Annotated in this window: 13 protein-coding genes; 1 reads left to right on the top strand and 12 read right to left on the bottom strand. The window is 60.5% G+C overall.

From position 1 onward, the window contains the following. Positions 1 to 23: 23 nt before the first annotated feature. The 12 genes from lipA to AC1RJ3_RS18030 all read right to left on the bottom strand — a co-directional run bounded on the left by lipA (position 24) and on the right by AC1RJ3_RS18030 (position 11,498). On the bottom strand, positions 24 to 1,022 hold the full coding sequence (gene lipA, locus AC1RJ3_RS18085) for a lipoyl synthase (RefSeq protein ID WP_162491279.1): 999 nt from the start codon (positions 1,020 to 1,022) through the stop codon (positions 24 to 26). Between the two features lie 31 nt (positions 1,023 to 1,053). Next, positions 1,054 to 1,701, bottom strand: coding sequence for a lipoyl(octanoyl) transferase LipB (gene lipB, locus AC1RJ3_RS18080; protein ID WP_054594204.1), 648 nt, complete (start codon positions 1,699 to 1,701; stop codon positions 1,054 to 1,056). Continuing rightward, positions 1,701 to 1,976, bottom strand: a complete 276-nt coding sequence (locus AC1RJ3_RS18075) for a DUF493 domain-containing protein (RefSeq protein WP_003215438.1) — start codon at positions 1,974 to 1,976, stop codon at positions 1,701 to 1,703. Before AC1RJ3_RS18075 ends, lipB begins: the two co-directional genes overlap by 1 nt. A gap of 82 nt (positions 1,977 to 2,058) precedes the next feature. After that, positions 2,059 to 3,216 carry a D-alanyl-D-alanine carboxypeptidase family protein gene (locus AC1RJ3_RS18070; RefSeq protein WP_054594205.1) on the bottom strand — a complete coding sequence of 386 codons (1,158 nt, stop codon included), beginning with the start codon at positions 3,214 to 3,216 and terminating at the stop codon, positions 2,059 to 2,061. A gap of 193 nt (positions 3,217 to 3,409) precedes the next feature. Further along, on the bottom strand, positions 3,410 to 4,420 hold the full coding sequence (locus AC1RJ3_RS18065; RefSeq protein WP_493079674.1) for a septal ring lytic transglycosylase RlpA family protein: 1,011 nt from the start codon (positions 4,418 to 4,420) through the stop codon (positions 3,410 to 3,412). Beyond that, entirely contained in the window at positions 4,420 to 5,430 is a 1,011-nt protein-coding gene (mltB, locus tag AC1RJ3_RS18060) for a lytic murein transglycosylase B (protein ID WP_054594207.1), read from the bottom strand. The genes AC1RJ3_RS18065 and mltB overlap by 1 nt, the downstream gene beginning before the upstream one ends. A gap of 17 nt (positions 5,431 to 5,447) precedes the next feature. Next, a complete protein-coding gene (rodA, locus tag AC1RJ3_RS18055; RefSeq protein ID WP_054594208.1) occupies positions 5,448 to 6,551 on the bottom strand; it encodes a rod shape-determining protein RodA in 1,104 nt (367 codons plus the stop codon). Positions 6,552 to 6,582: 31 nt separating this feature from the next. Beyond that, entirely contained in the window at positions 6,583 to 8,478 is a 1,896-nt protein-coding gene (mrdA, locus tag AC1RJ3_RS18050) for a penicillin-binding protein 2 (RefSeq protein ID WP_054594209.1), read from the bottom strand. Positions 8,479 to 8,490: 12 nt separating this feature from the next. Beyond that, positions 8,491 to 8,958 carry a 23S rRNA (pseudouridine(1915)-N(3))-methyltransferase RlmH gene (rlmH, locus tag AC1RJ3_RS18045; RefSeq protein ID WP_003185785.1) on the bottom strand — a complete coding sequence of 156 codons (468 nt, stop codon included), beginning with the start codon at positions 8,956 to 8,958 and terminating at the stop codon, positions 8,491 to 8,493. Positions 8,959 to 8,967: 9 nt separating this feature from the next. Next, on the bottom strand, positions 8,968 to 9,462 hold the full coding sequence (gene rsfS / locus AC1RJ3_RS18040; RefSeq protein ID WP_054594210.1) for a ribosome silencing factor: 495 nt from the start codon (positions 9,460 to 9,462) through the stop codon (positions 8,968 to 8,970). Between the two features lie 73 nt (positions 9,463 to 9,535). Next, positions 9,536 to 10,258: a nicotinate-nucleotide adenylyltransferase gene (nadD, locus tag AC1RJ3_RS18035; RefSeq protein ID WP_493079671.1), complete on the bottom strand. Its 723-nt coding sequence runs from the start codon at positions 10,256 to 10,258 to the stop codon at positions 9,536 to 9,538. Then, positions 10,227 to 11,498, bottom strand: coding sequence for a glutamate-5-semialdehyde dehydrogenase (locus tag AC1RJ3_RS18030; RefSeq protein ID WP_493079669.1), 1,272 nt, complete (start codon positions 11,496 to 11,498; stop codon positions 10,227 to 10,229). Before AC1RJ3_RS18030 ends, nadD begins: the two co-directional genes overlap by 32 nt. Positions 11,499 to 11,660: 162 nt before the next feature. Between AC1RJ3_RS18030 and AC1RJ3_RS18025 the strand changes: the two genes are divergently transcribed. After that, complete coding sequence (locus AC1RJ3_RS18025) at positions 11,661 to 12,347, top strand: DNA-3-methyladenine glycosylase (RefSeq protein WP_054598187.1); 687 nt, start codon at positions 11,661 to 11,663, stop codon at positions 12,345 to 12,347. Positions 12,348 to 12,395 lie beyond the last annotated feature (48 nt).

Below are 12,395 nucleotides of genomic sequence, written 5' to 3'. Positions count from 1 at the left end.
GTGAGCCTTGCGGGCATTTCAGATCAGGACGACATCAACTCGGCCTTGACCAGTTTCGCCTGCTCGTCGGCGTGATACGAGGAACGTACCAGCGGGCCGGAGGCGACGTTCTTGAAGCCCATCTTGTAACCTTCCTCGGCGAACCAGGCGAAGGTGTCTGGGTGCACGAAACGCTGCACCGGCAAGTGGCTACGGGACGGTTGCAGGTACTGGCCCAGAGTCAGCATGTCGATATCGTGTTCGCGCATGCGCTTCATGACTTCGATGACTTCCTCATCGGTCTCGCCCAAACCCAGCATCAGGCCGGATTTGGTCGGAATGTGCGGCATCATCTGCTTGAACTTCTGCAGCAGGGTCAGCGACCACTGATAGTCCGAACCCGGACGTGCAGCCTTGTACAGGCGCGGTACGGTTTCCAGGTTGTGGTTGAACACATCAGGCGGCTCGGCGGCGGTAATTGCCAGCGCCACGTCCATCCGGCCACGGTAGTCCGGAACGAGGGTCTCGAGCTGCACGTTCGGCGACAGCTTGCGGATTTCGCGGATGCAGTCGGCGAAGTGCTGGGCACCGCCGTCACGCAGGTCATCACGGTCTACCGAGGTGATCACCACGTACTTCAGTTTCAGGTCGGCGATGGCGATGGCCAGGCTTTCCGGTTCGTTGACGTCCAGTGGCTTCGGACGACCGTGGCCAACGTCGCAGAACGGGCAGCGACGGGTGCAGATGTCGCCCATGATCATGAAAGTTGCGGTGCCACCGGAGAAGCATTCGCCGAGGTTCGGGCAGGAAGCTTCTTCGCAGACGCTGTGCAACTTGTGTTTGCGCAGCAGGGCCTTGATGCGGTCGACTTCCGGGGAAACCGGGATGCGCACGCGAATCCAGTCAGGCTTTTTCGGCAATTCGGTGGTTGGAATGATCTTCACCGGGATACGCGCAACCTTTTCGGCGCCGCGCAGCTTTACGCCAGCTTCCACTTTGGCTCGCGGGGCCGGGCGCTCGGTAACATCCAGCGTCGGGATCATGGTTTGCACAGCGTCTTGCGCAGTAGTCATATCAGTCGATTCCGCCCGTTAGGGTCGTCTGCTCAGCATAGTCGAGGTGTTTGACGAGCTGCGCACGCAGCCGGGCACTTACCTCGGCAAATTCAATCGGCCCGGTGTGATCGCGCAGCTGGGTCATGGCCAGCCCGGCGTATCCACAGGGGTTAATCCGGCGAAACGGCTCCAGGTCCATATCCACGTTCAAGGCCAGGCCATGAAAGGAGCAACCGTGGCGGATCCGCAGACCCAGAGAAGCAATTTTTGCACCGTTGACGTAGACGCCCGGTGCATCGGCCTTGGCCACGGCGGTGACGCCGTAGCTGGCCAGCAGCTCGATCAGGCACTGTTCCATCCGGCTGACCAGGTCGCGCACGCCGAAACCCAGCTTGCGCACATCCAGCAGCAGATACGCCACCAACTGACCCGGGCCGTGGTAAGTCACTTGACCGCCACGATCGACCTGCACCACCGGAATATCGCCGGGAAGCAGCAGATGCTCAGCCTTGCCGGCCTGCCCCTGGGTAAAAACCGGTGGGTGCTCGACCAGCCAGATCTCGTCGGCGCGGTCGCTACCGCGCTCGTTGGTAAACCGTTGCATGGCATGCCAGACCGGCTCGTAAGCCAGCTGGCCGAGCTCGCGAAAGCCCAGCGGTTCGGACATCACAGCACCATGTGCACGAAGCCGGTGGCCCGCAGTTCACTGTTGATGTTGTACAGCTGGTCCTGGTCGGTCGCGACGATGTGTAACTGAATCGTCGTGTACTTGCCATTGGTGCTTTGGCGTTCGTCCACACGGTCATGATTGATCGTCGCGTGCTTCTTGACGATTTCGATGATCTTGTCTTTGTTGCCCACACCGGTATCGCTGATCACCTTAACCGGGTAGTCAACGTTGGGGAATTCGATCTTGGGTGCCTTTACTTCGGTATCGGTCATGGCGTAACGGCCTCGTAAGCGTAAGCCGTGGCGACGGCATGGCCCGCGCCGGATCAGCGCGTGGCCATGCAGGTGCACACTATCAGTTGAACAAGCCGTAGAAGAATAGACGGATGCTATCCCACATGCGGCGGAAGATACCACCTTGGTCGACCGCGTCCAGCGCGATCAGATCAGCGCTGTGCACGACCTTGTCGTCCAGTTTCACTTCGACTTTACCAATCACGTCGCCCTTGGCGATCGGCGCGACCAGTTGCGGGTTCATGGTCATGCTGGCAGCGAGCTTTTTCAGCTGGCCTTTTGGCAAGGTCATGGTCAGGTCTTCAGCCAGGCCGGCTTTGACCTGGTTGGTGGTGCCCTTCCAGACTGGAGCCTGAGCCAGCTCGGCGCCTTTCTGATAGAAGGTCTGGGTTTCGAAGAAGCGGAAACCGTAGGTCAACAGCTTCTGGGTTTCAGCAGCGCGAGCGCTTTCGCTGTTGGTGCCGAACACCACGGCGATCAGGCGCATGCCATCACGTACCGCCGAGGACACCATGCAGTAGCCGGCTTCTTCGGTGTGACCGGTTTTCAGACCGTCAACGGTCTTGTCACGCCACAGCAGCAGGTTGCGGTTGGGTTGCTTGATGCCGTTCCAGAAGAACTCTTTCTGCGAGTAGATCGCATAGTGAGCCGGGTCTTCGTGGATGATCGCACGCGCCAGAATGGCCATGTCGTGAGCGGTGGAATAGTGCTCAGGGTTTGGCAGACCGGTCGGGTTCATGAAGTGACTGTTGTTCATGCCCAGGTCGGCAACGGTCTTGTTCATGAGGTCGGCGAACGCGTCTTCGCTGCCGGCGATGTGCTCGGAGAGCGCGACGCTGGCGTCGTTGCCCGACTGGATGATGATGCCGTGCAGCAGGTCGCTGACCGTGACCTGCGAGCCGACCTTGATGAACATCCGCGAACCGCCGGTGCGCCAGGCGTTCTCACTGACGGTCACCGGATCGTTTTCACCGATCTGGCCGCGACGGATTTCCAGGGTCGCAATGTACGCTGTCATCAGCTTGGTCAGGCTGGCTGGCGGCAGACGCTGGTCACCGTTGTTCTCGACCAGCACGTTGCCGCTGCTGGCGTCCATGAGCACATAGGATTTAGCCGCCAGTTGTGGTGGCGACGGCATCATCTCGACCGCAAAAGCGGCGGGTGAGAGGAGCAGCGGGACTAGCAGGCACAGGCGTTTGGCAAAGGTGGTGATGTTCATCCGTCTCTCGAAATCGCTAATGGAAACTGCCCTACGGGCAAAACTAATCAGACAACCTGCAAGGCACGGAGCCTGCGGGTTATCGCGTGTTCAGTTGTTCACTCTCTAACCCTTGCCGGGCTTTTATTGTTCAACGAGCCAACAACTCAGGTTCACCCCCCAAACCGCAAGTGAACCTTGAATCAGGAATTGCTTATTCGGCCGTCACCAGGCTCGGCGAACCGAGATTGGCCAGGCGCACGCTGTTTTGCACTTGCGTGATTTCACCCTGCGAGCCGATTGGCCCCAGGCGAACCCGATGCAGTGTCTGTTGGTTGCGCACGATCGAGCTGATGAACACCGGAGCGCTCACCATCCCGCTCAACTTCGATCTCAGGAGTTCTGCAGCGTCCGGGTTGGCGAACGCGCCCACCTGCAGATACTGGCCAGAGGCTGGTACAGAAGCGTTTTTTTTTGCATCGAGCTGCACCGGCACAACGGCCGCGGCATGTTGCTGCGGCGGTGGCGTCCATTGCTCGACGGTGCCGGCCGACGTGGTAATCACCGGTGCGCTATTTTGCGCGACTTGCGGCTCGTTGAGCATCAACGGCGCAGGTCGGCCTTTTGCCGCCCACCACTCTTGCGGGTCGATGCCTTCAACCTTGACTCGCGCAGTGCCAATCTCGGCATACCCGAGTTTCTTGGCCGCGGCGTAGGACAAGTCGATGATGCGATCCGAATAGAACGGCCCACGGTCATTGACCCGCAGGATCACGCTCTTGTTGTTGTCCAGGTTGGTGACCCGAACATAGCTGGGCAATGGCAGGGTCTTGTGCGCGGCACTCATGCCGTACAGGTCATACACTTCGCCGTTGGCGGTGTTCTGCCCGTGAAACTTGGTGCCGTACCAGGACGCCGTGCCCGAAGCGACATAACGCTTGGATTCGGCCAGCGGAAAGTAGGTCTTGCCCAGCACGGTATACGGGTTGGCCTTGTACGGGCCGGTGTGCAGGGTCGGCGTAGCGTCGGGGATCCGTGAAATATCCACATCCCACCACGGCGCACCGTCTTTGTGGGCACGGTTGATATCCAGACCTGGTGTCGCGCGTACCGCGGTCGTGTATTTCTGTTGCGGTGCACGACTGGTCGAACAGCTGACCACGAGCAACGACAACGCGGCGAAAGCCACCAGCTTCAGGGGTTTGCGGATTGGCGATGCCAGCATTACTTGACGCCCCGTGCTTGGACCAGCATTTCAGACAACTGATGTACAGCCATGGCGTACATCACGCTGCGGTTATAACGCGTAATCGCGTAAAAATTCTTCAGGCCCATCCAGTATTCAGGGCCATTGTCACCTTCAAGCCTGAAAGCCGTGACTGGCATATCATCGCGCAGCGCATCATGACTCGACCAGCCCAACGCCCGCAACTCCCCGACGGTTTTCGTCGGCTCGATGCCGGTGGTCAAGCCGTCGTCGACCTGATCGCCGCGCACATCGGCCCGGCTGACCACCGGTTCGCCTGCCTCCCAGCCGTGACGCTTGAAATAGCTGGCAACGCTGCCGATGGCATCGTCCGGATTGGTCCAGATATTAATGTGGCCATCACCGTCGAAATCCACCGCGTAGGCGCGAAAGCTGCTCGGCATGAACTGCGGCAAGCCCATGGCGCCGGCGTACGAGCCTTTGAGCGTCAACGGATCGACCTGCTCTTCACGTGCCAGCAGCAGGAACTCACGCAATTCCTTGCGAAAGAATTCTGCACGTGGAGGGTAGTCGAAACTGAGGGTCGACAACGCGTCGATCACCCGATAATTACCGGTATTTCGGCCGAAAAAGGTTTCAACGCCGATGATCGAGACGATCACCTGCGCTGGAACGCCGTATTCCCGCTCGGCGCGAGCCAGCGCCGCTTCGTGCTGGCGCCAGAAATCCACGCCCCGGGCGATCCGCGCGTCGGTCAGGAACATCGGGCGATATTCCTTCCATTGCTTGACCCGCTCGGCCGGTCGGGAGATCGCGTCGAGAATCGATTGCTTGCGCTCGGCCTCGCGGAACACGCCCATCAGCTGTTCACCGGCAAAACCATAGTCGCGGGTCATTTCACCGACGAATTCGGCCACTTGGGGCGAGCCTTCATAATCGCCGGCCAGCGCTTCCTGCGCTGCACCAAGGATGCTTACCAGGCCGACCCACGGAGCGTATCGAGTCGCCCAGCCACGCATTACTTGCATTGAAATCTTCACCTTATTCAAACCTGTGCGATCCACTTACGATGGGTATGGATCGACATCAAAACCCCAAACGCTGACAGCAGCGTCACCAGCGAAGTTCCGCCGTAGCTAATGAACGGCAACGGCACCCCCACCACCGGCAACAGGCCACTGACCATACCGATGTTGACGAAAACGTAAACAAAAAACGTCATGGTCAGGCTGCCGGCGAGCAATTTGCCGAACAATGTCTGCGCCTGGGCGGTAATCACCAGCCCACGGCCAATCAACAGCAGGTAAATCAGCAGCAAGGCGCAAATGCCCACCAGACCGAACTCTTCGCCCATCACCGCAATGATGAAGTCGGTGTGGCTTTCCGGCAGAAAGTCCAGGTGCGACTGGGTGCCCAGCAGCCAGCCTTTACCGAACACGCCGCCGGAACCGATGGCGGCCTTGGACTGAATGATGTTCCAGCCGGTGCCGAGCGGATCGCTCTCCGGGTCGAGGAAGGTCAGGATCCGCTGCTTCTGGTAGTCATGCATGATGAAGAACCACATCGCGACCGCCACCGGCACGGCTGCCGCGACCACGCTGAGGATCCAGCGCCAGCGCAGGCCACCCATGAACAGCACGAAAGCACCGCCCGCAAGGATCAGCAGCGACGTGCCGAGGTCTGGCTGACGCACAATCAGTATGAACGGCAAGCCGATCAGGAACAGACTGACCCCGACATGCTTGAGTTGCGGTGGCAACGTGCGCTTGGACAGGTACCAGGCAATCGTCGCCGGCATCAGGATCTTCATGAATTCCGAGGGCTGGAAGCGAATCACTCCGGGAATGTTGATCCAGCGCGTCGCGCCCATGGCGTTGTGGCCCATCACGTCCACCACCACCAGCAAGATCACCCCGAGCACATAGCCCAGCGGCACCCAACGCGCCATGAAACGCGGTTCGAACTGGGCGATGACGATCATCGACACCAGGCCGATCCCGAACGACGTCGCTTGTTTGGCCAGCAGGTCCCAGCTCTTGCCACTCGCCGAATACAGCACGAACAGGCTGCCGGCCGCGAGGATCAGCAGCAGGATCAGCAACGGGCCATCGATGTGCAGGCGTTGCAACAGCGTCGCGCGGCGACGCATCACATCCTCACTGGAGAGGATGCGATCAAAATTACTCTTCACGGGCCGTAGCCTCCGCGCTGATAGGGCTGTCGTACTCGGGTTTGAGTCGGCCGTCCTGGCCCAGGAGCCAGGCATCCATGACTTGCCGCACCACTGGCGCCGCGACACCGGAGCCGGACTCACCGTTCTCGACCATCACCGCCACGGTGATTTTCGGGTTGTCGGCCGGCGCAAAGCCGACGAACAAGGCATGGTCGCGGTGGCGTTCCTGAACCTTGGAGCGGTCGTACTTCTCGCCCTGTTTGATCGCGACCACCTGGGCGGTACCCGACTTGCCGGCAATCCGGTATTGCGAGCCGATCGCCGCTTTACGCGCGGTGCCGCGGGCACCGTGCATCACTTGCTGCATGCCGTGGTTGACCTTGGTCCAGTCCGACGCATCACGCAGAACGATGTCCGGCATCGGGTTCGGGTCCTGCGGCTTTTGGCCTTCGATGGTTTTCGCCAGGTGCGGACGGTTCCACTTGCCCTTGTTGGCGACCAGCGCCGTGGCCTGGGCCAACTGCAACGGGGTGGACTGCATGTAGCCCTGGCCGATCCCCAGAATCAGCGTTTCACCCGGGAACCACGCCTGACGTCGGGTCGCGCGTTTCCATTCGCGGGACGGCATCAGCCCCGGCGACTCTTCGAACATGTCCAGCGAGACCTTCTGGCCGATACCGAACTTGCCCATATAGGCCGCCAACCGATCGATCCCCAGCTTGTGCGCCAGGTCGTAGAAGTAGGTGTCGTTGGAACGCATGATCGCCGTGTCCAGATCCACATAGCCGTCGCCGGTGCGGTTCCAGTTACGGTATTTGTGATCGTAGTTGGGCAGCATGTAGTAACCCGGGTCGAAAACCCGGGTCGAGGCCGTCACGACGCCAGAGTCCAGCCCGGCAATTGCCACGGCCGGCTTGATGGTCGAACCCGGCGGGTACAGGCCGCGCAGCACGCGGTTGAACAGTGGCCGGTCGATCGAGTCACGCAACTCGGCGTAAGCCTTGAAGCTGATGCCGGTCACGAACAGGTTCGGGTCAAAACTCGGCTGGCTGACCATTGCCAGCACTTCGCCAGTGTTCGGGTCCAGCGCCACTACCGCACCACGGCGCCCACCCAATGCGGCTTCCGCGGCTTCCTGTAACTTGATGTCCAGGCTCAGGACGATGTCCTTGCCGGGGATCGGATCGGTACGCTTGAGCACCCGCAGTACGCGGCCACGGGCGTTGGTCTCGACTTCTTCGTAACCGACCTGACCGTGCAATTCTGGCTCGTAGAAGCGCTCGATACCGGTTTTGCCAATTTGATGGGTGCCGCTGTAAGCCACCGGATCCAGAGTCTTCAGTTCTTTCTCGTTGATCCGCCCCATGTACCCGACCGAGTGCGCAAAATGCGGACCCTGCGGATAGTGACGTACCAGTTGCGCAACCACTTCGACGCCCGGCAGGCGGAACTGATTCACCGCGATCCGGGCGATCTGCTCTTCCGTCAGCTCGAACAGGATCGGCACCGGCTCAAACGGTCGGCGCCCCTGCTTCATGCGTTTTTCGAAGACCGCCCGATCTTCAGGCGTCAGTTGCAGCACCTCAACGATGACATCGAGCACTTGCTTCCAGTCACCCGAACGTTCGCGGGTCATGCTCAGACTGAAGCTGGGCCGGTTATCGGCCACCACCACGCCATTACGGTCATAGATCAGCCCGCGAGTCGGCGGAATCGGCTGAACGTGAACGCGGTTGTTTTCCGACAGCGTCGAGTGGTACTCGTACTGAATCACTTGCAGGAAATACAGCCGCGCAATCAGCACGCCGATCAGCGTGACCACCGCAATTGCCCCGAACACGACCCGTCCGCGCACCAGACGGGCGTCTTTCTCGTGGTCCTTGATGCGGATCGGCTGAGACATGGGGGCGCTGAACTACTTGTGGTAAGGGTGCCCGGACAGCACGGTCCAAGCGCGATACAACTGTTCACCGATCAGGATCCGCACCAGTGGGTGCGGCAGGGTCAGGGGCGACAACGACCAGCGCTGATCAGCCCGCGCGCAGACTTCCGGCGCCAGCCCTTCGGGACCGCCGACCATGAAGTTCACCGTACGCGAGTCCAGCCGCCAGCGGTCCAGTTCGACCGCCAATTGCTCGGTGCTCCAGGGCTTGCCGTGAACCTCGAGGGTGACGATGCGCTCATTCGGGCCGACCTTGGCCAGCATGGCTTCGCCTTCCTGGCGAATGAAGCGCGCCACGTCAGCGTTCTTGCCACGGGTGTTGAGCGGAATTTCCACCAGTTCCAGCGCCAGCTCGGAAGGAAGACGCTTGGCATATTCATGCCAGCCTTCTTCCACCCACTTGGGCATGCGTGAACCGACGGCGATCAGACGCAGTCGCACAGCGAACCCTTATTGCTGGTCTTTGTTGAGCTTGGTGAAATGCTCGTGACCGACTTCAGGGCTGTGGTGCTTGCCATCGGTGGCACGGCTCAGCTCGGCACCTTCCCACAGACGCTCCAGGTCGTAGAACTGGCGGGCCGAGGCGGTCATCATGTGTACGATGACATCGTCCATATCCAGCAGTACCCAGTCACTGTCGCCCTTGCCTTCTTCACCCAGCGGCTTGACGCCTTGGGCCTTGACCGCCTCGCGGACCTTATCCAGCATCGCGCCGATCTGACGGTTGGAAGTACCTGTAGCGATGATCATGAAGTCAGTGATGCTCTGCTTTTCACGAACGTCGATCACCAGAATGTCCTGGGCCTTGACGTCTTCCAGAGCCGCTACGGCGACCTTGACCAGCTCTTCGCCGACGAGTGCCGGGCCGGTTTCAGCCGCTACTGGCAGCGGGGCGCTCTTGAACGAACCTTTGCGCTTTACTTTAGTTACGTCTTTGTCAGTCATATAAAACTCGTTTTGCTCGTATGTTCGGGCGCTTCAATACACGTTGTTGCCACGTGCCTCAAAGCACTCCTATTCAGTTCGACGCACGGTAAAGTCCGTGCGCATCGATATAGGCCAGGACCGCGTCGGGCACCAGGAAACGTACCGACTTACCGCTGGCCAGCAGTTGACGGATCTGGGTGGCGGATACCGCGAGCGGCGTCTGCCAGACGAATGCAATCTGTCCGCTCGCCCCTTTGAGGGCCAGCGGGTCGCTCACCGAGCGCGCTGCCAGCAGGTTGCGCAAGGCATCCGGCGGTTCGCTGTCGGCATCCGGGCGTTGCAGCACCAGGATGTGGCAATGCTGGAGCAACTCTTCCCAGCGGTGCCAAGTGGGCAGGCCGCAAAATGCGTCCCAGCCCAAAAGTAGAAACAACTGGTCATCAGCGGCGAGTTCCGCACGCATCAGTTCCAGGGTGTCGATAGTGTAGGACGGCTTGTCGCGCTTGAGCTCGCGGTCATCCACTACCAACGGTGCTATACCGGCCACCGCGCGCTCGACCATCGCCAGACGGTCCTGCGCCGAAACCTGCGGCGTATCCCGATGCGGCGGCCTGGCGCTGGGCGTCAGGCGCAACTCATCGAGAGCCAGTGATTCAGCCACTTCCAGTGCACTGCGCAAATGGCCGATGTGCACCGGATCGAAGGTCCCGCCCAGGACGCCAATACGCCGGGGGCTGGTTTCACTGGCGGTCACTGCGGCGCTCTGGCCGAAATCGCCCAAGTCAGACCGGCTCCTGGCCGCGCAACTGGCCATCACCGACCACGATGTACTTCTCGCAGGTCAGACCTTCGAGGCCCACCGGGCCGCGGGCGTGCAGCTTATCAGTAGAAATGCCAATCTCGGCACCCAATCCGTATTCAAAGCCATCGGCAAAGCACGTCGGCGTGTTGATCATCACTGAGGCCGAGTCGACTTCAGCCACGAAACGCCGGGTTTCACCCTGGTGTTCGCTGACGATCGAGTCGGTGTGGTGCGAGCCGTAACGGTTGATGTGCTCAATCGCCTGGTCCAGGCCGTCGACCACCAGGATCGACAGAATCGGCGCCAGGTATTCGGTGCTCCAGTCTTCTTCAGTCGCGGCCACGACGTCGATGATCGCCCGGGTGCGTTCGCAACCGCGCAGTTCGACGCCTTTTTCGCGGAACTGTTCAGCCATCGCTGGCAGGAATTGCTTGGCGACCGCTTGATCGACCAACAGAGTTTCCATCGCGCCGCAGATGCCGTAACGGTAAGTCTTGGCGTTGAACGCAATGCGCTGGGCTTTCGGCAACTCGGCGTGGGCACTGACATACACGTGGCAGATACCGTCCAGGTGCTTGATCACTGGCACGCGAGCGTCGCGACTGACCCGTTCGATCAGGCCCTTGCCGCCGCGCGGCACGATCACGTCGACATACTCGGGCATGGTGATCAACGCACCAACGGCAGCACGGTCGGTGGTTTCGACCACTTGCACCACGGCCGCCGGCAAGCCGGCTTCAGCCAGACCGCGCTGAATGCAGGCAGCAATCGCACGATTGGAATGAATGGCCTCGGAACCACCGCGCAGGATGGTTGCGTTACCCGACTTCAAGCACAGGCTCGCGGCATCGATGGTCACGTTTGGCCGCGACTCATAGATGATCCCGACCACACCCAGGGGCACGCGCATCTTGCCGACCTGAATACCCGACGGCCGGTAACTCATGTCGCGGATCGCGCCAACCGGATCGGGCAGCGCCGCCACCTGACGCAAACCGACGATCATGCCGTCGATGCGTGCGGGGGTCAGGGCCAGACGTTCGAGCATGGCCGGCTCAAGCCCATTGGCCCGGCCTGCGGCCAGATCCAGCTCATTGGCGGCAGTCAACTCGGCGCGAGCGTTATCCAAAGCGTCGGCGGCAGCCAGCAGGGCGCGGTTTTTCTGCGCGGTACTGGCACGGCCGATCACGCGGGAAGCGTCGCGGGCAGCGCGACCCAAACGGGTCATGTAGTCAAGAACGGACTCAGTCATGGTCTCTGTGGTCTTGGCAAAGAGGAAAGCGGCAGATTATAGCTGTCGCGCGCTCCTACTAACAGCAGTGACGGGCGGATGGTCGAAATGGGCAGTGTTCAGCCTCGATTAAGTCCGCAGTTGTTATCATTCCGTCATATTTACCTGATCACTTCGGTCGCCATGCCTATTTTGACCACAGCGAAATTGCCAAAAGCCCTGCCCGACAGCTTTTTCAACCGCGATGCTCAGCTGCTTGCCTGTGAATTGCTGGGTAAAGTGATCCGCCATCGGGTCGGTGACCTGTGGCTTTCGGCGCGGATTATCGAGACCGAAGCCTATTACTGCGAAGAAAAAGGCAGCCATGCCTCGCTCGGCTACACAGAAAAGCGTAAGGCTTTGTTTCTGGATGGCGGCCACATCTATATGTACTACGCCCGTGGCGGCGATTCACTGAACTTCAGCGCCCACGGACCGGGCAATGCGGTGCTGATCAAATCGGCTTACCCGTGGGTCGATGAAATCTCCGGCCCGGCGAGCCTTGCGCAGATGCTGCTCAACAATCCCGACGCCAAGGGCCGACCGCGCCCCTCGCAAAAGCTCTGCGCCGGTCAGACCTTGCTGTGCAAGGCGCTGGGCCTGAAAGTACCGACCTGGGATGCCAAGCGCTTCGATCATGAAATACTGTTTGTCGAAGACGTCGGTGCACCTCCTCCGCATGTCATCCAGACCACACGCCTGGGGATTCCTCATGGCCGCGACGAACACCTGATGTACCGCTTCGTCGACGGCGCTTACGCACCCTACTGCACCCGGAACCCCCTGCGACGCGGCCAGGTCGAAAACCGCGACTATTTCCTGCTTCCCTGATTGGTGCTGCGGCCTGCAGCAAAAACACCCACTGAGGGAGCGAGCTTG

The organism is Pseudomonas sp. GW822-FHT04C11 (genome assembly GCF_058800905.1).
This window is presented reverse-complemented; position numbering and strand designations above follow the sequence as displayed.

Excerpts from the sequence above, each read along its gene's own strand:
- lipB (WP_054594204.1), bottom strand. The coding sequence starts at position 1,701 with ATGTCCGAACCGCTGGGCTTTCGCGAGCTCGGCCAGCTGGCTTACGAG.
- nadD (WP_493079671.1), bottom strand. The coding sequence starts at position 10,258 with ATGGCCAGTTGCGCGGCCAGGAGCCGGTCTGACTTGGGCGATTTCGGC.
- rodA (WP_054594208.1), bottom strand. The coding sequence starts at position 6,551 with ATGCGTCGCCGCGCGACGCTGTTGCAACGCCTGCACATCGATGGCCCG.
- AC1RJ3_RS18070 (WP_054594205.1), bottom strand. The coding sequence starts at position 3,216 with ATGAACATCACCACCTTTGCCAAACGCCTGTGCCTGCTAGTCCCGCTG.
- rsfS (WP_054594210.1), bottom strand. The coding sequence starts at position 9,462 with ATGACTGACAAAGACGTAACTAAAGTAAAGCGCAAAGGTTCGTTCAAG.
- AC1RJ3_RS18025 (WP_054598187.1), top strand. The coding sequence starts at position 11,661 with ATGCCTATTTTGACCACAGCGAAATTGCCAAAAGCCCTGCCCGACAGC.
- AC1RJ3_RS18030 (WP_493079669.1), bottom strand. The coding sequence starts at position 11,498 with ATGACTGAGTCCGTTCTTGACTACATGACCCGTTTGGGTCGCGCTGCC.
- AC1RJ3_RS18075 (WP_003215438.1), bottom strand. The coding sequence starts at position 1,976 with ATGACCGATACCGAAGTAAAGGCACCCAAGATCGAATTCCCCAACGTT.
- mrdA (WP_054594209.1), bottom strand. The coding sequence starts at position 8,478 with ATGTCTCAGCCGATCCGCATCAAGGACCACGAGAAAGACGCCCGTCTG.
- AC1RJ3_RS18065 (WP_493079674.1), bottom strand. The coding sequence starts at position 4,420 with ATGCTGGCATCGCCAATCCGCAAACCCCTGAAGCTGGTGGCTTTCGCC.
- lipA (WP_162491279.1), bottom strand. The coding sequence starts at position 1,022 with ATGATCCCGACGCTGGATGTTACCGAGCGCCCGGCCCCGCGAGCCAAA.
- mltB (WP_054594207.1), bottom strand. The coding sequence starts at position 5,430 with ATGCAAGTAATGCGTGGCTGGGCGACTCGATACGCTCCGTGGGTCGGC.